This is a genomic window from Rhizobium sullae, from assembly GCF_900169785.1.
GTDB classification, from domain to species: domain Bacteria; phylum Pseudomonadota; class Alphaproteobacteria; order Rhizobiales; family Rhizobiaceae; genus Rhizobium; species Rhizobium sullae.
Window position 1 is genome coordinate 117,101 of the sequence record NZ_FWER01000008.1, and the last position, 20,340, is coordinate 137,440.

At 61.3% G+C, this 20,340-nt stretch carries 15 protein-coding genes; 11 read left to right on the top strand and 4 right to left on the bottom strand.

Going from position 1 to position 20,340, the window contains the following annotated elements:
• Positions 1-158 precede the first annotated feature (158 nt).
• Positions 159-1,535: a magnesium transporter gene (gene mgtE, locus BN1800_RS09285; protein ID WP_086996673.1), complete on the top strand. Its 1,377-nt coding sequence runs from the start codon at positions 159-161 to the stop codon at positions 1,533-1,535.
• A 419-nt stretch (positions 1,536-1,954) separates the two neighbouring features.
• Here mgtE and BN1800_RS09290 read toward each other — a convergent pair whose 3' ends face one another.
• Positions 1,955-2,428, bottom strand: coding sequence for an Lrp/AsnC family transcriptional regulator (locus tag BN1800_RS09290; protein WP_027507479.1), 474 nt, complete (start codon positions 2,426-2,428; stop codon positions 1,955-1,957).
• Between the two features lie 143 nt (positions 2,429-2,571).
• Between BN1800_RS09290 and BN1800_RS09295 the strand changes: the two genes are divergently transcribed.
• Positions 2,572-3,477 carry a DMT family transporter gene (locus tag BN1800_RS09295; RefSeq protein WP_086996676.1) on the top strand — a complete coding sequence of 302 codons (906 nt, stop codon included), beginning with the start codon at positions 2,572-2,574 and terminating at the stop codon, positions 3,475-3,477.
• A 63-nt stretch (positions 3,478-3,540) separates the two neighbouring features.
• Here the strand turns inward: BN1800_RS09295 and BN1800_RS09300 are convergent, their stop codons facing one another.
• Positions 3,541-5,205: an electron transfer flavoprotein-ubiquinone oxidoreductase gene (locus tag BN1800_RS09300; protein WP_086996679.1), complete on the bottom strand. Its 1,665-nt coding sequence runs from the start codon at positions 5,203-5,205 to the stop codon at positions 3,541-3,543.
• A 250-nt stretch (positions 5,206-5,455) separates the two neighbouring features.
• Here BN1800_RS09300 and BN1800_RS09305 point away from each other — a divergent pair, with 250 nt between their 5' ends.
• From BN1800_RS09305 to BN1800_RS40235, 7 genes are all read left to right on the top strand, one after another.
• Positions 5,456-6,244 carry an SDR family oxidoreductase gene (locus tag BN1800_RS09305; protein WP_027507482.1) on the top strand — a complete coding sequence of 263 codons (789 nt, stop codon included), beginning with the start codon at positions 5,456-5,458 and terminating at the stop codon, positions 6,242-6,244.
• A 151-nt stretch (positions 6,245-6,395) separates the two neighbouring features.
• Positions 6,396-7,679: an efflux RND transporter periplasmic adaptor subunit gene (locus BN1800_RS09310; protein ID WP_027507483.1), complete on the top strand. Its 1,284-nt coding sequence runs from the start codon at positions 6,396-6,398 to the stop codon at positions 7,677-7,679.
• A complete protein-coding gene (locus BN1800_RS09315) occupies positions 7,676-10,789 on the top strand; it encodes an efflux RND transporter permease subunit (RefSeq protein WP_086996682.1) in 3,114 nt (1,037 codons plus the stop codon). The genes BN1800_RS09310 and BN1800_RS09315 overlap by 4 nt, the downstream gene beginning before the upstream one ends.
• A gap of 535 nt (positions 10,790-11,324) precedes the next feature.
• A complete protein-coding gene (locus BN1800_RS09320) occupies positions 11,325-12,617 on the top strand; it encodes an Hsp70 family protein (RefSeq protein ID WP_027507485.1) in 1,293 nt (430 codons plus the stop codon).
• Between the two features lie 57 nt (positions 12,618-12,674).
• Positions 12,675-13,538 (top strand): uracil-DNA glycosylase, encoded by an 864-nt coding sequence (locus tag BN1800_RS09325; protein ID WP_086996686.1) that lies wholly within the window; start codon positions 12,675-12,677, stop codon positions 13,536-13,538.
• A 134-nt stretch (positions 13,539-13,672) separates the two neighbouring features.
• Positions 13,673-13,864 (top strand): hypothetical protein, encoded by a 192-nt coding sequence (locus BN1800_RS09330; RefSeq protein ID WP_027507487.1) that lies wholly within the window; start codon positions 13,673-13,675, stop codon positions 13,862-13,864.
• Between the two features lie 45 nt (positions 13,865-13,909).
• On the top strand, positions 13,910-14,059 hold the full coding sequence (locus tag BN1800_RS40235; protein ID WP_244564474.1) for a hypothetical protein: 150 nt from the start codon (positions 13,910-13,912) through the stop codon (positions 14,057-14,059).
• Positions 14,060-14,062: 3 nt separating this feature from the next.
• On the opposite strand, the gene BN1800_RS09335 is transcribed toward BN1800_RS40235, so the two are convergent.
• Together BN1800_RS09335 and BN1800_RS09340 are read right to left on the bottom strand one after the other, a co-directional pair.
• Positions 14,063-14,953, bottom strand: a complete 891-nt coding sequence (locus tag BN1800_RS09335) for a hypothetical protein (protein ID WP_086996689.1) — start codon at positions 14,951-14,953, stop codon at positions 14,063-14,065.
• 212 nt (positions 14,954-15,165) lie between these two features.
• Positions 15,166-16,104 carry a DMT family transporter gene (locus BN1800_RS09340; RefSeq protein ID WP_086996692.1) on the bottom strand — a complete coding sequence of 313 codons (939 nt, stop codon included), beginning with the start codon at positions 16,102-16,104 and terminating at the stop codon, positions 15,166-15,168.
• Positions 16,105-16,408: 304 nt separating this feature from the next.
• Here BN1800_RS09340 and BN1800_RS43400 point away from each other — a divergent pair, with 304 nt between their 5' ends.
• The gene (locus tag BN1800_RS43400) at positions 16,409-17,518 is read left to right on the top strand and encodes a methyl-accepting chemotaxis protein (RefSeq protein WP_086996695.1); all 1,110 of its coding nucleotides are present in this window, start codon (positions 16,409-16,411) and stop codon (positions 17,516-17,518) included.
• 168 nt (positions 17,519-17,686) lie between these two features.
• Positions 17,687-20,335 carry an aminopeptidase N gene (gene pepN / locus BN1800_RS09350; protein ID WP_086996698.1) on the top strand — a complete coding sequence of 883 codons (2,649 nt, stop codon included), beginning with the start codon at positions 17,687-17,689 and terminating at the stop codon, positions 20,333-20,335.
• Positions 20,336-20,340 lie beyond the last annotated feature (5 nt).

Here is a 20,340-nt window from a genome sequence, read left to right on the forward strand (position 1 = left end):
GACAGCTGTTTTCCGCGAATAATCAATGGAGCCATCAACACGATGCCAAGCGACAGTAGCAGTCGATTGCCCTTGCCGTACGCGGCCGCCGTGCGCTGACCGACTCCTGTCGGGCTCGCCCGTCGGACGCTGCGGCGGATCGACGGAAAGGCGAGCCAATGAACTTCAATCGCTTCCCCTTGCGGGCGGGCCATGCCGCCCGTTTCTTCACCAACGACAGCCTCGGAGCGGTTACCACCGCAGAGCACGTCGAGCGTCTAAATACACTCGAAGCCTCGGAGGCAGCGGCGATCCTCGCCGCGCTTCAGCAGCTGAAGGCCGTCCGTATTCTCGGCAGGCCGGAGCTGCACAACGCTGCCGCAATCCTCGCCAAGATGCCGGTCGAGCATGCAGCGCGGCTCCTCAACGCCACTGCAAACGACCGCGTCGCCGATCTCTTCCTTGAACTGAACGAGGATGCGCGCGCGACCCTCTTCGCAAAGCTCGACGACCCGACTGCGCTCGCCGTCAAACATCTGATGGGCTATCCGCCGCGCACGGCCGGCGGCATCATGACGACCGAGTTCGTCAGCGTGCCGGATAGTTGGACCGTTGCCGAAACACTGGACCATGTTCGCCAGGTCGAGCGCTCGCGCGAGACGGTCTATGCGATCTACGTCCTCGATGTGGCAACGCAGGTGCTGACCAATGTCGTGACACTGCGCCGCCTCATCACCGGCGAACCGCAGGCATCGGTTCTTTCCGTTGCGCAGAAGGGCGGCCTCGTTCGCTGTCACCCGTCGATGACGCAGGAGGACGTCGCCCGGCTGATCCGCAAGCACAACCTGCTGGCGCTGCCGGTCGTCGACGATGACGGTCGCATGCTCGGCATCGTCACCGTCGACGACGTCATCGACACGATGATTGCCGATACGACCGAGGACGCCCAGAAGTTCGGCGGTATGGAAGCGCTCGGCAAGCCTTACATGAAGATCGGCTTTCCCGGCATGATCCGCAAACGGGCCGGCTGGCTTTCGGCCCTCTTCCTCGGCGAGATGCTGACGGCAAGCGCCATGCAGTATTTCGAGGGCGAGCTGGAAAAGGCGATCGTGCTGACGCTCTTCGTGCCGCTCATCATGAGCTCGGGCGGCAATTCCGGATCGCAAGCAACTTCGCTCATCATCCGCGCCCTGGCGCTCGGCGAACTCAAGCTTTCGGACTGGTGGCGCGTGCTCTTCCGCGAGTTGCCGACCGGCATCGTGCTTGGCGCCATCCTCGGGCTCGTCGGCCTTGCCCGCATCGTGCTGTGGCAGAAGATCGGGCTCTATGACTATGGCGAGCACTGGCTGCTTGTCGGCGTCACCGTGTTCGCAGCCCTGATCGGCATCGTCACCTTCGGTTCGCTCTGCGGCTCGATGCTGCCGTTCCTGCTGCAAAGGTTCCGCCTGGACCCCGCCAGCGCCTCGGCCCCCTTCGTCGCCACGCTGGTCGACGTGACCGGTCTGGTGATCTACTTCTCGGTCGCGCTGCTCATCCTCAGCGGGACGTTGCTTTAGGCAAACCGATCCTTCGAGGCTCCGCAGCTTCACCTTTGGGCACCTCAGAACGAGACGACTGACGAGGGTGCAGAAGGTCTCGGCGTCTCCGCATTCTCCCTCATCTCTGTGCTTGTCACAGAGATCCAGCCGCGGCGCGTCCGCGTCGTGATTGGTTCTTCAATGAGAAGGGAGTCTTGCGCGCCCAGGATTTGGGTGCGCTGGATTCCTGTGACAGGCACAGGAATGAGGGAAGAACATATGACAGCGCCAGACGGCAAGCTCGTATTTGCCGCAGGTTTGCCTGGGACCGAAGCGCTTGAAATGCCTCCCCATCAACTCACTTGATGAGGGAGGCAGGGACAAGCTCCCCGCACCATCAAAGGCTGGCTCGCATGCCTGCGTCCGCTTGGCGGCCGACGTGGCGAACGTGCAAGATCCTACCTTCCCTTCGGCAGCTTCAAAGGGCCATGGGTCTTCATGCTGCGGATGGCGAAGTTCGAGCGGATGTCGCTGACATTCGGGAGCGTCAGCAGCGTGTCGGTGAGAAGCCGCTCGTACGCCGCAAGGTCCTCGACGACGACTTCGGCCAGAAAATCCGCGCTTCCCGAGATCAAGAAGCAGGAGACGATCTCCGGGATCGCCAGGAGAGCCGCCTGCTGGGACTCCGCATTTTCGCGGCTGTGATGGATGACCTTGAATTCGACGAAGACCGTGAGCCCCAGTCCCACCTCCTTCCGGTCGATATCGGCACGGTAACCCCGGATCACACCCGCCTTTTCCAGGTTGCGGATGCGCCGCAGGCAGGGCGACGGCGAGAGGTTTACCTTTTCGGCGATTTCGACGTTGGTGGCGCGCGCATCCTGCTGCAGACATTCAAGGATGGCCAGATCGAATTTATCAAGATTTGGCATATTCAGTAACTTCTGTTTTTATTATTGGCATATCATTGCTGATAACATGTTTTTCACGCCATAGATAGCAAGGACATGCTTCGGCCTTTCGGAATAGTCTTTTCCTCAGCCGGAACCGATCCGGACCAAGGAAGGATAAACCGATGACCAGCTTCAGCGTCACCAACGAGAAGTCCCCATCCCTGATCACTGGCTATGCGGGCGGAACCGTCACGGTGCTCATCTGGGCAACGTGGCTTCTTGCGACCCGCCACAGCGCGGCAACGCCGCTCGGCTCGATCGATATCGGGCTCATCCGCTACGGCGTCCCGGCACTTGCCCTTTCGCCCGTTTGGCTCAAGATCGGCCTGCTTCCGAAGAGCGTTCCCTTGCATCTGCTGGCATTGATGGTAGCCGGCGCCGGGGCCGTCTTCTTTCTCGTGGCCACGCTCGCCATCCACGCGACCCCGGCGGGTTCGTCGGGCATCCTGCTCGGCGGCTCCATGCCGCTTGCAACGGCGCTGATCGGCGTGTTCATCTTCGGGGAGCGGCCCGATATTACTCGCAAGCTCGGCCTCGCCGCGATCGTCGGCGGCGTGCTGATCTTGCTTGTGCAGAGCCTTGCGGATGCATCGCTGCCATGGACGAGCTTCGTGCTTTTGCCGGCGGGCGCCGTTCTCTGGGCAAGCTATACGCACGCCTTCCGCCGCAGCGGGCTCACCGCCATCCAGGCGAGCGCGCTGATCGCCATCTGGTCGTTCCTGATCATTGCCGCACTTGCCGGCGTCTTCGGCACCTCGCTGGCGCAGGCAAGTGCTGAAGATCTCGGACTGCAGGTCCTGAGCCAGGGCATCTTGTCAGGCCTTGTCGCCATGGTTGCCTATGGTACTGCCGTCAAAACGCTGGGCGGAACACAGGCGGCTGCCTTCACCGCGATCACGCCGGTGCTTGCGACGCTTGGCGGGGGAGTCCTGCTGGGGGAGGAAATCGGCCTTGCGGAGATCGCCGCCGCTGTCATCACCGGGATCGGCGTAGCATTGTCGACCGGCATCGCGGCCCGGCGGCGCTGAACAAAAACAAGGAACCCGGCGTTTGCCGGGCTCCTTATGCTTGAAAATCAAGCCTGCTCGACCTCACATGTTCGGATAGACCGGCCCCTCGCCACCCTGCGGCGGCACCCAGTTGATGTTCTGGTTGGGATCCTTGATGTCGCAGGTCTTGCAGTGCACGCAGTTCTGGGCGTTGATGACGAAGGTGTCCTTGCCGTCCTTCTCCACCCATTCGTAAACGGCGGCCGGACAGTAGCGTGCCGACGGGCCGGCGTAGATGTCGTGTTCGGACGATTTCTGCAACGCCATGTCCTTGACCTGCAGGTGCACCGGCTGGTCTTCCTCGTGATTGGTATTCGACAGGAACACGGAGGAGAGACGATCAAAAGTCAGCACGCCGTCCGGCTTCGGATAATCGATCTTCGTGTGCCGGGCGGCCGGCTCCAGCGAGGCGGCATCGGTCTTGCCGTGTTTCAGCGTACCGAAAAAGGAGAAACCGAACAGCGTGTTCGTCCACATATCCAGGCCGCCGAGCGCCACGCCGACAGCAGTGCCGAACTTCGACCAGAGCGGCTTGACGTTTCGGACCTTCTTGAGGTCCTTGCCGATATCGCCCTTGCGCCATTCGTTTTCGATCTCGATGACCTCGTCATTGGCGCGGCCGGCAGCGATCGCTTCGGCGATCTTCTCGGCCGCCAGCATGCCGGAAAGCACCGCGTTGTGGCTGCCCTTGATGCGCGGCACGTTGACGAAGCCGGCCGAACAGCCGATCAGCGCGCCGCCGGGGAAGGAGAGCTTCGGCACCGACTGGTACCCGCCTTCGGTGATGGCGCGGGCGCCGTAGGAGAGTCGCTTGCCACCCTCGAAGGTACCGCGGATCGCCGGATGCGTCTTGAAGCGCTGGAACTCCTCGAAGGGATTGAGATAGGGGTTCTTGTAATTCAAGTGGACCACGAAGCCGACGGCGACGAGATTGTCTTCCAGATGGTAGAGGAACGAGCCGCCGCCGGTCTTGAAGCCGAGCGGCCAGCCGAAGGAGTGCTGGACGAGGCCCGGTTTGTGGTGCTCCGGCTTTACCTGCCAGAGCTCCTTGAGGCCGATGCCGAATTTTTGAGGCTCGCGGTCCTTCGAAAGGTCGAACTTGGCGATCAACTGCTTGGCGAGCGAACCACGCACGCCTTCGCCGATCAGAGTGTATTTGCCGAGCAGCGCCATGCCGCGCGTATAGTTTGGGCCGGGCTCGCCGCTCTTGTCGATGCCCATGTCGCCGGTGGCGACGCCGATGACGGCGCCTTCGTCGTTGTACAGCACTTCGGTTGCCGCAAAGCCCGGATAGATCTCGACACCGAGCGCTTCGGCGTGGCCCGCCAGCCAGCGACAGACGTTGCCGAGGGAGACGATGTAGTTGCTGTGGTTGTTCATCAGCGGCGGCATCAAAAAGTTCGGCAGGCGGACGGAACCGGCCGGGCCGAGTACCAGGAAATGATCGGCGGTCACCTCCGTCTTGAAGGGATGATCGCTTTCGCTGCGCCAATCCGGCAGCAGCCGGTCGATGCCGATCGGGTCGACCACGGCGCCGGAGAGGATATGCGCACCGACTTCCGCGCCTTTTTCCAGAACGACGACCGAAAGCTCCGGGTTGACCTGCTTCAGCCGGATTGCAGCCGACAAACCGGCAGGTCCCCCGCCGACGATCACCACGTCGAATTCCATGCTCTCGCGTTCCGGCAACTCAGTCATGTCGGTCATTCATCCGTCTCCGCTCGGCCGCCGATGCGGCCATAATCCCCTCGTCGGGTCATTGTCTTGTCAAAACCGGAAAGCATTGTCGAGCCGGGAAGCGACAGCCGATCCTCCATTTCGCACAATGCTCAACTCCTCTGACGTATATAACGCTTACGTTAACGTCAATTATTCTTCGGCCAATGCGACCAGGATGTGCCTTCCCTTTCCCGGGCGCTGCGCTTTATAGAGAAAGCCGAAGCACTTGGAGGATATCATGGATCTCGGCATCAACGGCAAACGCGCACTCGTCCTGGCCTCGTCGCGCGGGCTCGGCCACGGCATCGCGGTTGCGCTGGCGCGCGAAGGCGCGAACGTGCTTCTCTGCGGCCGCAGCGGCGAGCAGCTGGAGGCGAACTGCAAAGCGATCAACGCCAACGGCAACGGCAAGGCCGACTGGATCTGGGCCGACCTTTCCGACGAGAATTTTGTGGAGACGGTGGCTGCCGCCGTCAAGGAAAAGTTTGGTGGCTTGGATATCCTGGTGAACAACACCGGCGGCCCGACACCTGGGACCACGGAAGACATGACGCCGGAGAGGCTCGAGACCTATTTCTTTTCGATGGTGCTGCGGGTTATCTCTCTCACCAACGCCCTGCTTCCGGGCATGAAGGCGCAAGGCTGGGGCCGCATCCTCACCGTCGCATCGTCGGGCGTCATCGAGCCCATCGCCAACCTGGCGCTTTCCAACACGCTGCGCCCTGCCCTTGCCGGCTGGTCGAAGACGCTCGCCTCGGAAGTCGCAAGCCATGGCGTGACGGCCAATTTGCTCCTTCCCGGCAGCATTCTGACCGGACGCCTCGACGAGCTCGACGGTGCCGCCGCCCAGCGCACCGGCAAAAGCATGGAGGAAATCCGCAGCGACAAGGAAGCCCGCATTCCTGTCGGCCGCTACGGCAAAGTGGAGGAATTTGCCGCAACCGCCGCCTTCCTCTGCAGCCAGCCGGCGAGCTATATCACCGGCTCGCTGATCCGTTGCGACGGCGGTGCGGCGCGTTCGGTTTGATAGCGGGCGCGAAGCGCCGATCATTACAAAACTTTTAGCCGTTATAACTGCTTAGTGATCGCCTTCGGCAAATTATGTCTTTTTCACGCCGCATATTGGCGTCTCAATTAGGGCCGGAACTTAGCGCAACCCGTCAAGACCGGTCTCATCTATGAGGAAATTCTGGATCACCCTCAGCGTTATTGCTGTTGCTGCCGCCGGCATTTGGCAGTTCGGAAACAGGATTCCGTTCGTCGCCGAGCTTCCCTATGTCTCGCAATTCATCAAGGCGCCCGCGCGACAAGGCGGCGGGACGCGCCAGGCCGCGGTCGGCCAGACGCCAACGGATCAGCAAGGCGGACAGCGGAACCGGCGGGGCAACGGCGGACCTACTTTGGTGAAGACGGTGGCCGCCATGAAAACCGTGCTGCCCCGGGACGTTACGGCGTCTGGCTGGGCGGATGCCAACAACACCACGACAATCGCCGCGCAGGAACAGGGCCTCGTTACGTCGATTGTTGCGGCTGATGGCGCAACGATCAAGCGGGGTGACCTGATCGTCAAGCTCGATGACCGGACCGCACAGGCGGCAGTCGACAGGGACAACGCGACGATCATCCGCGATACCGCAACGCTTTCGGAAGCGGAGACCGCGCTGAAACGCGCCGGCGATCTGCTGGCGCAGAGGGTCGGCACGCAAGAGGCTTACGACCAGGCGAAAGCCGCCCGCGATACGGCCGCAGCCACCGTCGAGGCTGACAAGGCCACGCTCGCCGCCGATCAGGTCCTGCTCGAGCACACCGAAATCCGTGCACCGTTCGATGGCCGGCTTGGCGATATCACCGTCAGCCCTGGAGCGTTCCTCGATGCCGGATCGGCGATCGTGACGATTGCCGAGTACGATCCGATCTACGTGAAATTCCATCTGCAGGAGCGCGACCTGCACCAATTGAAGCAGTCGCTCGCCACGGGCCCCGTCGATGTCACGACTGCGCCGGATTCGGCAAACGGCAGCGTGCGCCACGGCGCGATCAGCTTCTACGACAATACGGTCGATGTTGCCTCGGGCACGATTCTCGCAAAAGCGCGCTTCGAAAACGCATCCGGCGCACTCTGGCCCGGCCAATCGGTCAATCTCGTGGTTCACTTCAACAACAAAGAGGAGCAGATCGTCGTCCCGACCGTCGCGGTCAGCCCCGGCGCGGATGGCTTCTTTTCCTATGTCGTGAAAGACGGCAAGGTGAAGATGACGCCCGTCACGGTCGCCCGCGAGAACGGCGGTTTCACCGCTGTTTCCGCCGGGATCTCGGAAGGCGATCATGTCGTCATCGAGGGACAGGCCCAGCTTGCCGACCAGCAGGCGGTCGAAGAACAGTTCGACGATAAGGCGCTGAAAGTCGCTTCCGCCATCCAGCCGGCCCATCAAACCGAAACCCTGGCGGGGGCGGAACAATGATCCCGAACTTCTGCATCCGGCGGCCAGTGGCAACGACACTTCTCGCAATCGGCGTGATCCTTGCAGGCCTCGCCGGTTACCGGCTCCTGCCCGTCGCGGCATTGCCGCAGGTCGATTTCCCGACGATCAACGTCTCGGCCGCGCTCACCGGCGCCTCGCCGCAAACCATGGCGAACTCGGTCGCCACCCCGCTGATAAAGCAGTTCGAGACCATCCCCGGCATCAGCGAAATCAGCGCAACCAACTCGCTCGGCAATACCAGCATCGTCCTGCAGTTCGACCTCAACCGCAACATCGACGCGGCTGCGGCCGACGTTCAGGCGGCGATCTCGAATGCGACACGGCAATTGCCGGACAACATGACAACGCCGCCGAGCTATCGCAAGACGAACCCGGCCGACGCGCCGGTTATGCTGCTTTCGGTGCAGAGCGATACGATGCCCCGCGCCAAACTGGACGCGATTGCCGAAAACATCATATCACCGTCGCTCTCCACCCTGCCCGGCGTGGCCGAAGTGTCCGTGTTCGGCGCGCAGACTTATGCGGTCCGCGTCGAGGTCGATCCGAACAAGCTACTTGCCCGCAACATCGGCATCGATACGGTCAACCAGGCAATCAGCGCCGCAAACAGCCAGGTGCCTGTCGGCACGCTGCAGAACAGCTCGCAGAGCATGACGATCAATGCCGACACGCAGCGCACCAACGCGAGCGAATTCCGCTCCCTTGTTATCGCAAATCCGAACGGCGCGCCGATCCATCTCGGCGACATCGCCGAAGTGAAAGACAGCGTCCAGAACCAGTACACCGGCGGCTGGTACGACGGAAACCGCGGCATCGTCCTTGCGATCCAACGCCAGCCAGATGCGAACACGGTCGAGGTCGTGGATGCGATCAACGCCAAGCTGCCGACGCTTCATGCCGAGATCCCGGCATCGGTCACGATCAAGGTCATGAACGATTCCGCGACGCCGATCCGGGACGCGATTTCCGACGTGAAGTTCACCCTGCTGCTGACGATCGGCCTCGTCGTGCTCGTCATCTATCTCTTCACCGGCCACCTGACCGCAACGATCATTCCGGGCCTTGCCGTTCCGCTGTCGCTGATCTCGACCTTCGGTATGATGTACGTGCTCGGCTACAGTGTCGACAATATCTCACTGCTCGGATTGACGCTCGCGGTCGGCCTGGTGGTGGACGACGCGATCGTGATGCTGGAAAACATTCTTAGGCATATCGAAGAAGGAATGCCGGTCCTCGATGCAGCTATCAAAGGCGCGGGCGAGGTCAGCTACACGATCATTTCTATGTCGGTGTCGCTGATTGCGGTCTTCATCCCGATCCTACTGATGGGCGGAGTCGTCGGCCGCATCTTCAACGAGTTCGGCATGGTCGTTGCGATCGCCATCGCCGCTTCCGCCATCGTCTCGCTGACAGTGACGCCGATGCTCAGCTCACGGCTTTCCAGCGGTCACGGCGAGCCGCCCTTCTTCATCCGCTGGTTCGACGTAGGTTTTGAACGCACGCTCAGAGGCTACGACCGGGCGATTGGCTGGTGCCTCAGCCACCGGCCTACGATCCTCGGCCTGTTCCTCGCCTCAGTCGGGTTGACGGCCTATCTGTTCGTGGCGCTGCCCACGAGCTTCTTTCCGTCTGAAGACATCGGTCGCCTGAACATCTCGACACGCGCACGCCAGGATATCTCCTATCCGGCGATGGAAGCCTTGCAGAACCAGGCGGCGGCGATCGTGAAACAGAATCCCGCCGTCAGCCACGTCATGTCGATCGTCGGTGGCAATGCCCGCAGCCCGCTCAACAACGGCACGATGTTTGTCGAGTTGAAAGACAAGGAGCAGCGTCCGCCGCTCGACCAGACCTTGCGCGAACTCAGGGCAAGCATCGCCAATGTACCAGGCCTGCAGGCCTTTATTACGCCGCAGCAGAGCCTGCGTTTCGGTGGCCGCCAGACCGCGAGCCAGTATCAGCTGGTCGTTCAGGCGCTCGGCGCCGACCAGACCAATCTCTGGGCCAACAAGATCCAGCAGGCAATGCGCAGCGATCCGCGTTTCACCGACGTGACGACCGATGCGCAGAACAACGCGCTCCAGGCCAATGTCGTCGTGGATTTCGAAAAGGCAGCCGCCTTCGGTATCGACAACAACCAGTTGCGCACCACTCTGCAGGAGTCGTTCAGCGGCTATACGGCAGCGCAAATCCAATCCACCGGCGACAGCTACGACGTCATCGTCGAATACGATACCAATAGGCCCTGGGATGATCAGAAGCTCCAGGACATCCGCGTCGCCTCCACCAACGGCACGCTCGTTCCGCTGTCGAATTTCGCAACGGTCGAGCGCAACACCGGTCCGGTGACGATCAATCAGACGGGGCAGCTCGTCTCGACGACCGTCTCCTTCAACCTGCCCGCCGGCGAGGCGCTCGGCGATGCGACAGCCGCGATCGACCAGATCAAGAAGGACATCAACATGCCGTCGGACGTCTTTACGTCCTATGGCGGTACGGCACAGATCTTCGAGCAGTCGCAGGGCAATACGCCGCTTCTGATCCTCGCTGCAGTCCTGACGATCTATGTCGTGCTTGGCGTCCTCTACGAGAGCTTCATCCACCCGCTCACCATTCTGTCCGGCTTACCGGCCGCCGCTCTCGGGGCGCTGCTGGCTTTGAAGGTGATGGGCTTCGACCTCTCGATCATCGCGCTCATCGGCCTCTTGATGCTGATCGGAATTGTGAAGAAGAATGCGATCATGATGATCGACGTGGCGCTGGAGAACCTGCGCTCCACGTCGATGTCGCCCATGGAGGCCATTCACGAGGCCTGCGTACGGCGCTTCCGGCCGATCATGATGACGACCTTCTGCGCGCTGCTCGGGGCCCTTCCGATCGCGCTCGGCACCGGCGCCAGCTCGGAACTGCGCCAGCCCCTGGGCATCGCCGTCGTCGGGGGCCTCATTGTTTCCCAGGCTCTGACGCTCTTCATCACCCCCGTCATCTTCATCGAGATGGACCGGCTGAGCAGTTGGCTCCAGACCCTTGGACGGCAAAGGAAGCCGGTCCGGGAGGAAGAGAAACCGACGGCGATCGCGGCGGAGTAAGGACGAAGCAGCGGTCGGTGGTGCGTGGCTGGCCGGAAGATCCGCTACGCGCGCCGGCACACGCGCAATTGCTGTCGTGGTTGGCTTATCTCCTTCCCTCGCAGAGCCAGTTGAGGGGAACATTCCGGGCGCTTCGATTAGGTAAGGCTACGGCAGACATGAGGTTGCCGTCTGGCGCCGCCATATATCCTTTCCTCATTTCTGTGCTCGTCGCAGGAACCCAGCAGCAGCGCCAAAATCCTTGGGCGCAGGAGACTCATTCAAGGCAAATGACTTATTCACGACGCGGACGCGCCGTGGTTGGATCTCTGTGACGAGCACAGAAATGAGGAAAAGAAACAAACCGCCGCGTCACCCGCCATCCTCGTTCAGACCACAAAAACCTCTCACTTTCCGCCTGCACTCAATCCTGCGCCCCCTTGAATGTGTGGTCCCTCTATGGCATCACGCGCCCTCCTAATTCTGGGCGCGCGGGCGCCCTTCATGCGGAGCATGGCTCCGGTCTCAATCACAATCGGCATGAAGAGGTGCGGGCATGGCTCAGGCGCTGGGTTTCGACTTCGGCACGACAAACACGGTTCTCGCCACGGCAAATGGCGGGACAACGCATTCGATGGCGTTCACAAACGCGGAAGGCACGGCCGACAGCATGCGCACGGCGCTGTCCTTCATGAAGGATCCGCGGCTCGGCGCGTCGACCCCGAAAGTCGAGGCCGGACATGCGGCGATCCGTCAGTTCATCGACAATCCCGGCGATTGCCGCTTCCTGCAGTCGATCAAGACATTTGCGGCAAGCACCCTCTTCCAAGGCACCTTGATCTTCGCCAAGCGCCACAGCTTCGAAGACCTGATGGAAATCTTCATCCGGCGGCTGCGCGCCTATGCGGGCGAAAACTGGTCGGGCGATGTCACACGCATCGTCACTGGGCGGCCGGTGCACTTTGCCGGCGCCAATCCCGACCCGGCTCTCGCCACCGAACGCTACAACAAAGCGCTCTTGCGCTTCGGCTTTCCGGAAATCCACTATGTCTACGAGCCGGTTGCCGCCGCCTTCTACTTCGCGCAGAACCTGAAGTCAGACGCCACGGTGCTTGTTGCCGATTTCGGCGGTGGCACGACGGACTATTCGCTGATCCGCTTCGAAACCGTTGCCGGCAAGCTCACGGCAGCGCCGATCGGACACTCGGGCGTCGGTGTCGCGGGCGATCATTTCGACTACCGGATGATCGACAACATCGTCGCGCCGCAGATCGGCAAGGGGAGTTATTTCAGGAGCTTCGACAAGATCCTTGAGGTGCCGTCGAACTATTATTCGAGCTTCGGTCGCTGGAACCAGCTTTCGATCTTCAAGACCTCGCGCGAATTCGAGGATCTGAAGAAACTGGTCCGCACGGCGCTCGAGCCGGAGAAGCTCGAAATCTTCATCGATCTCGTCGATCATGACGAGGGCTATCCGCTGTATCAGGCGATCTCGGCCACCAAGATGGCGCTGTCGTCAGCAGACGAAGCGCCCTTCGATTTCGGCCCGCTCGGCCGCGGCGGCCATCACATCGTTCGCCGGAAGGATTTTGAAAGCTGGATCGCGGAGGACCTGGCTCGTATCGAAGGCGCGCTCGACAACGTTCTGGAAAGGACGGAGACCCGACCCAGCGAGATCGACAAGGTCTTCCTGACCGGCGGCACGTCCTTCGTGCCCGCCGTCCGCCGCATCTTCAACGAACGCTTCGACAGCGGCAAGATCGAGACCGGCGGCGAGCTTCTCTCGATCGCCCACGGTCTTGCCCTGATCGGCGAGCGCGACGACATCGCGCAATGGACTGTGCAATAGCCACAGGCCACGCCGCCCACTCTTTCATTGCCGCCGCCACTTCGCTAAGGTCGCCGCATGGTCTCCGTCAACGAACTTTCCCCGGCCGAGCTTGCCGCACTTCTGCATTTCCATGCGGACGCCGGCGTCGAATGGCTGCTGGAGGAGGAGGCGGTCGACCGCTTCGCCGAGTTCGAGGCGATGAAGCAGGCCCGGCGCAACGCCACCGCTGCTCCGCAAAGCCCAGCCCAACCGGCAGCGCAACATCAGGCGGCAGCGCCGGCTGAGCGCGCAGCCCCTCGTCCGCAACCTGCCATTCCGGATGGCGAAGCTGTGCAGCAGGCACGCTTTGCGGCCGAGAGTGCGCGATCGCTTGCCGAGCTCAAGACCGCGATCGAAGCCTTCAACGGCTGCAACCTCAAGCACAGCGCACGTTCGACGATCTTTGCGACGGGCAACGCAGCAAGCGGCATCATGGTGATCGGCTCGGCGCCGGGCGCCGACGACGACCGCGAGGGCATGCCCTTTGCCGGGCGGGCGGGACAACTGCTCGACAAGATGCTGATGGCGATCGGCCTCGACCGCGAGGGCATTCTCCTGACGCAGGTCATCCCCTGGCGCCCGCCGGGCAACCGGGTCGCCTCGCCTGCCGAAATGGAAATCTGCCGTCCCTTCATCGAACGCCAGATCGCGCTTGCCGAACCGAAAGCCATTCTGTTGTTCGGCAATTTCGCCGCCCGCTTCTTCTTCGGCGAGAACGACACCATTCACGGCCTGCGTGGCCAATGGAAGGAAATCGGCGCCGGGCCGCTGACGATACCGGCGATCGCGACGCTCCACCCGCAGGATCTTCTGACCGCGCCGATCAACAAGCGGCTGGCCTGGAGTGACCTGCTGGCATTTCAGGCACGGCTCAAGTCGCTCGGCCTGATTAGAAAATAGACAAATGTTAAGTTCTTATGAAACAACCCATGCGCTCATCGCATGGCTGTATCCTATTTTGGTGCATTGCAGAATCGATGCTGCACTGCAATATATAGTCTTGTCTTGGGAGGAATGTGACAGGAACCAAGGCAATGAACGCACGTTTTCGTCCTATCCACTGCGGGTTTGAAACCCTCCGCCTGGCAGGCGATCCGGCTCGTACTACGCAAGGCTACAGCCGTCTGGGCTTTGCAACCAACGAGCAGATGATCGCGCGTGGGACCGGCATCAGCGGACGTACGACGCGGCCCTCGGCAATCTTCGTCGATTTCCAGGAATACTGAGATGAGCGCGCAGCCCGGCTTCGGGCGCGCGACCGGAGTTTTGTGATGTCTGCAGTTCTCATTTCGCTTCTGCGCAACATTGATACCATCGAGCATATCCGCGCTGCCGTCTGCGCCGCAAAGGAGTATCAGCGCGAGCTTTCCTCCGCCAAGCCGATTTCGCTGCTCAAGGACATCGCGGCGATCGCGCTTTAGAGACTAAGCTTCCGCGGGCACTTTGGCCGGCACACCCTTGAGCGTTGCCCTGGCGAAATGGAAGGCCTGCTCGACATAGGCAAACTTGACCGCCTGCCATCCGCAATATTCCCTCACGAAATCGCGCGATATCCATAACTGCGTCTTCTTGGGCTCATCACGCCAGCCGAGGCAGCCTTGCTGCGCCGCCTTTGCAAAGAGGCGCTGCAGGTGCGTTCGCGACATCATGAAATCGCCGGCGAGATTGCGCGTTTCGACGCGGCCGACGTCGAATCTCTTGGTGTCGGCGCCGCTGAGGTCAATTCGGGCCATCAGATGGTCCACCACCAGACCGCCCGCCTCCGTCCATAGGAAGAGCGCAATCGGCGCTGGCGGCTCCCGCCAGGCCACATCTTCGAGGCAACTGCGGGCAACCAGCGGCTGGGCGATCCGAAGGAGCTCCGGATGGGCCTGCAGGCAGCCGGCGCGGTCGCCGCCGTCCAGCATGTCGAGGGCGGCGAGATTGGCGAGAAGCCAGCCGTACATAGCCTGATTGCTGACTTCGGTCGGTTCGAAATGGCGCGGGCGGCGGCGCTCCTCACCCGGCGCGTGGGCGATGAAGCGATAGGTGAAGAGTTCTTCGATGAAGTTCAAAACCGTGTTGCGGCTCGCGACCTTGTGCTGCGTTATCAGCGTCGTCAGCGAAACCGCGGAAAAACCCGAAGAGGGATCGCCGGGATCGTACTGCATGGCGAGCGCATAGGCCGTCTGGGTAAGCAGCCAGCGCTGGTGCGAGGTGAGCAGACGGGCAAGGCGCGGACCGGCTTGGAACATGCCGCGCAAAGTCCCGGCCAGATGACGGATGCTGAGCAGAAAATCAGGGTGCCGCGCCAGTTCTTCTGCCGTAAATTCCATAGGCGTCCCGCTCGCAAGCCAGCGTTCGGAGCAGCTAAGCACGGGGACCAAAGTCTGGCGTTAGCGGCCAATCAGACATGCAAGGCTTTGAATAAATGAAGTTTCGTCATATTTAGAAACCACATTTGGGGGCCGATTGGTATCCTTAAATTTCGCCAGTGCATTCGCCAACGGGCGGCACAATCAGCAGACAGATTTCCGCCTTGATCCGATCAGGGCTGCGGCGTGCCGGCTTTCCGGGCTTTGCGGCGCTCCAATCCGAGTTGATGCTCGCGGTAGATGATGAATATGCCGGCTGCGACGACGATCGCCGTTCCTGCCATCATATGGACGCCCGGGACATCACCGAACACGAAATAGGCGATAACGCCGCCAAGCAGGATCGACGTATATTCGAACGGCGCCACCGTCGACACGTCGGCGTGACGGTAGCTCTCTGTCAGAAGGATTTGCCCGACGCCGCCGCAGAAGCCGGCACCGACCAGCAGAAGCACCGCGTTGAGATCGAGTGAGGCCCAGCCGAACGGCAGCGTCGCGAGCGAGAAAAGCGATGCAATCATCGAGAAATAGAGGACAATCGTCGCCGTCCTTTCCTCTTCGACAAGTTTGCGTACCTGGATCATCGCCATGCCGGCGAGCACGGCGGCCGTCAGGACGCACAACGCCCCCACCGCCTGCTCCGCTTCCATGCCGCCTTGTCTGAGAAGCGTCAGCTTGGGCCACGAGACGATGGCAACGCCGATGATACCAAAGAAAACCGCGCTCCAGCGATATGCTCTGACCGTCTCCCCAAGAAATACCGCCGCGAAAATGACCGCGACCAAAGGCGTCGCATAGCCAAGTGCAATCGCTTCCGGCAACGGCAGATGTAGCAGGCCGTAGAAGCCGAAGGCCATGGAAAGGATGCCGATCGTGCCCCGCTTCAGATGGCCGAGCGGGTTTGCCGTATAAAAGGCCGTCCGCAACTGTCCGCGATAGGCAAGATAGGCCATGATCGGGAAGAGCGCGAAGAAGGAGCGGTAGAAGGTCACCTGCCCCGGCGCGATGTCGGAACCGGCGAGCTTGATGAAGGTCTGCATGCCGAGGAAGACCACCACCGATGAGACCTTCATCAGGATTCCTCTCATCGGATTTTCGAAAGCCGACTGCATGTCAGAAACTCGTGCGTCAGTTGTTTGAAGCGGGGGAAATACGTCAGACTCGACGCAACCTGACTGTGGCAGGCGTTGCGCTCGAAGAACAGGCCAAAAGTGAAAAAAGGCGCCAGCCGATTCAGTTCCCACGCTTTTCGGCTCAAAGTTGCACAAAAAAACATCATATGAGGGATATGCCCAAAAATGTTCGCCTGACTATTTCAACTCTTAATCTTTTGAAAACCATAAGCTCGCATTGATTTTCAGCAGCACCGCTGCCGTCATTTTCACAGTCACGTGAATTATTGCCAGGATCATTTGCATGTTGCCGCTTAAATCAAGTGATGGCGATCGAACGCAGCAGAACGCAACGCCACGCTCCATGCGGGTTGTGACGGAGGGGATCGGAACCGATCTTGAGCATTTCAGCGCGGCCAACACGCATGTGGTGAAGCAGATCAAGCTGCTGGCGATCAACGCGCTGATCGAGGCCGCCCGCGCGGGCGAAGCCGGCAAAGGTTTTGCGGTCGTCGCCAACGAAGTGCAGCGGCTGGCGCAGGTTGCCAGCGATATTGCTGGAAAATTCGAGAGCAACGTTCTTGGCCGCATCGGGCTTTCGCGGACGATGGCGGTATCGCTGGTGAACGAGATGGAGGGGGTGAGGCTGACGGACCTTGCGCAAACCCTCGTCCAGCTTATCGTGCGCAACCTCTTCGAACGGACGGCTGACGTGCGGTGGTGGGCGACCGATACCGCGCTGTGGCAGGCGGTGCAGGGGCCGGGCAGCGGCACGGCGAGCTTTGCGGCCGAGCGGCTGGGCATGATAAACCGCTTCTATACGGTTTATCTCGACCTCGTGCTGACCGATCTTTCCGGGCGTGTCGTCGCCTCGGCCAATCCCGAGTTCCAGCGCAAAATCACCAGCCGTTCGCTTGCCGGCGACGCCTGGTTCCAGGCGGCAGCCCATTGCAAGTCCGGCGACGATTACATCGTCGACGAGGTGCGGCCCAGCCCGCTGCACAACGGCAGGAACGCCCTTGTCTACGCCACAGGCGTTCGCGAAGGCGGCAAAGTCGACGGCAAACTCGTCGGGACGCTCGGCGTTTATTTCGACTGGCAGAACCAGGGACAGGCGATCGTCGAGAAAGAGGCCAACCTGCCGGCGCAGGTCGCCGAAAAGACGACCGTGATGTTGCTCGATGGAGCAAACAGGATCATCGCGGCAAGCAATCCGGCGCTTCTCTTCACGCACTTCGCGCTGCAAAATCAGGCAGGCCAATCCCGCGGCAGCTACTACGACAATAACGGGTCGATCGTCGCCTATGCAAAGACTTTGGGATACGAGGATTACGACGGTCTCGGATGGCACGGCGTCGTCGTCCAGCGCACAGAAGACGATGCTGCCATTAGGGCCGCCCTCAATCTCAGATAGTGCACGCGCGTCAGCCAAGCATCTCCGCCAATTGCGCCATCAAAACTTGCGCTCCCTCCATTTCGCTTTAAGTTTAGTTCAGACTTTAATGTAATGATGCCGCAAAACTTACGGCAGAGCATTCGCGTCTGTCCCAGCCCATATCGATAAAGGTCTTCAGGGAACATTATGCGTACAGACACGGGCCAGGTCATCAACCTGGCAGACTACCGCCCCACCGACTTCGTTCTGGAACGTGTGGACCTGACCTTCGAGCTTGATCCCACGGAAACAAAAGTCGAAGCGCGCTTGATCTTTCATCGCCGCGAAGGTGCTAATCCGAAGGCGCCGCTTGTTCTCGACGGCGACGAGCTTTCGCTTGCCGGCCTGCTGTTCGATCAGGTGGAAATGTCGGCGGAGCAATATACAGCAACGGCCGAGAGCCTGACCGTTTATGACCTCCCGGCAGCCGAGCCTTTCGAACTGACGATCACGACGATCATCAATCCGGAAGCAAATACGCAGCTGATGGGCCTCTACCGCACCGGCGGCATCTACTGCACCCAGTGCGAGGCCGAGGGTTTCCGCCGCATCACCTATTTCCCCGACCGCCCGGATGTTCTGGCTCCCTACACCGTCAACATCATCGCCGACAAGGCCGCCAATCCGCTTCTGCTTTCCAACGGCAACTTCCTCGGCGGCGCAGGCTATGGTGAGGGCAAACATTTCGCCGCCTGGTTCGACCCGCATCCGAAACCGAGCTATCTCTTCGCGCTCGTCGCTGGCGATCTCGGCGTCATCGAAGACACATTCACGACGATGTCTGGCCGGGACGTCGCGATGAAGATCTATGTCGAGCACGGCAAGGAGCCGCGCGCCGCCTATGCCATGGATGCACTGAAGCGCTCCATGAAGTGGGACGAGGAGGTCTTCGGGCGCGAGTACGATCTCGACATCTTCATGATCGTCGCCGTTTCCGACTTCAACATGGGGGCGATGGAGAACAAGGGCCTCAACATCTTCAACGACAAGTACGTTCTTGCCGACCCGGAAACCGCGACGGACGCCGACTACGCCAATATCGAGGCGATCATCGCGCATGAATATTTCCACAATTGGACCGGCAACCGCATCACCTGCCGCGACTGGTTCCAGCTCTGCCTCAAGGAAGGCCTGACCGTCTATCGCGACCATGAATTCTCGTCCGACCAGCGCTCGCGCCCGGTCAAGCGCATTGCCGAGGTCCGGCACCTGAAGTCGGAGCAGTTTCCGGAGGATGGCGGTCCGCTCGCCCATCCGGTCCGACCGACGCAATACCGGGAAATCAACAATTTCTATACGACCACGGTCTACGAGAAGGGCAGCGAGGTGACGCGCATGATCGCCACCCTGCTCGGCAGGGAGACCTTCAAGAAGGGCATGGACATCTATTTCGATCGCCATGACGGCCAGGCCGTGACGATCGAGGATTTCGTCAAGTGCTTCGAGGATGCGAGCGGCCGCGATCTTGCGCAGTTCTCGCTCTGGTATCACCAGGCCGGCACGCCGCTTGTCACCGCCTCCGGCAGCTACGATGCGACCGCCAAGACCTTCAGCCTGTCGCTGGAACAGATGGTTCCGGCAACACCGGGCCAGACCGACAAGAAGCCGATGCATGTCCCGCTCAGCCTCGCTCTCTTCGGCGAAAACGGCGGCAAGATCGAACCGGCCTCCGTCGAAGGCGCGGAATATGCAGGCGAAGTGCTGCATCTGACAGGCCGCACGCAGACCGCTGTTTTCCATGGCGTCGGCTCCCGGCCGGTCGTTTCGATCAACCGCAGCTTCTCTGCGCCGATCAACCTGCATTTCGACCAGAGCCCCGCCGACCTTGCGCTGCTCGCCCGTTACGAAACCGACCACTTCGCCCGCTGGCAGGCGCTGACCGATCTGGCATTGCCGAACCTGTTGAAAGCGGCGCGTCATGCACGCGACGGTAAAGCAATCGTCTGCGAACGGACCTTCATTGATGCGCTGCTCGCTGCCGCTGCCGACGAAAACCTTGAACCCGCCTTCCGCGCTCAGGCGCTCGCACTGCCGAGCGAAGCCGATATTGCCCGCGAACTCGGCAGCAACAACGATCCCGACGCGATCCATGCCGGGCGTCAGGCCGTCATGAAGCAGATTGCCGATCAGGGCGCCGAGGTTTTCGCCAAGCTCTTCGAGACGATGACCACGCCCGGCGATTTCAGTCCGGATGCACGGAGCGCTGGCCGCCGCGCGCTGCGCAATGCCGCGCTGACTTACCTTTCCTACGCCCAGTGCAGCCCGGGACACGCCAAGGCCGCTTTCGACGCTGCCAACAACATGACCGAACTGCTGCACGCGCTGACGATCCTGGCGCATCGCTTTCCCGAAAGCGGCGAAGCGATTACCGCTCTTTCGGCGTTCCGGGACCGCTTTGCGCAGAACGCGCTCGTCATCGACAAGTGGTTCTCCGTACAGGCGACCATCCCGGGCGCGGCCACGCTCGACCGGGTGCGCAAGCTCATGGAAAGCCCGCTTTTCAAACGCACCAACCCGAACCGCGTGCGCGCCCTTGTCGGCACCTTTGCCTTCACCAATCCCACCGGCTTCGGCCGGGCCGACGGCGAAGGCTACCGCTTTATGGCGCGCGAGATCCTCGATATCGACCAGCGGAACCCCCAGCTCGCCGCCCGAATCCTGACCTCCATGCGTTCTTGGCGCGCACTGGAACCGGTGCGCGCCGGTTTCGCCCGCGCGGCCCTGACGGAGATCGAACAGGCACCTGCCCTTTCGACGGACGTGCGCGACATTGTCGAGCGCACGCTGAAGGGGTGATTTGC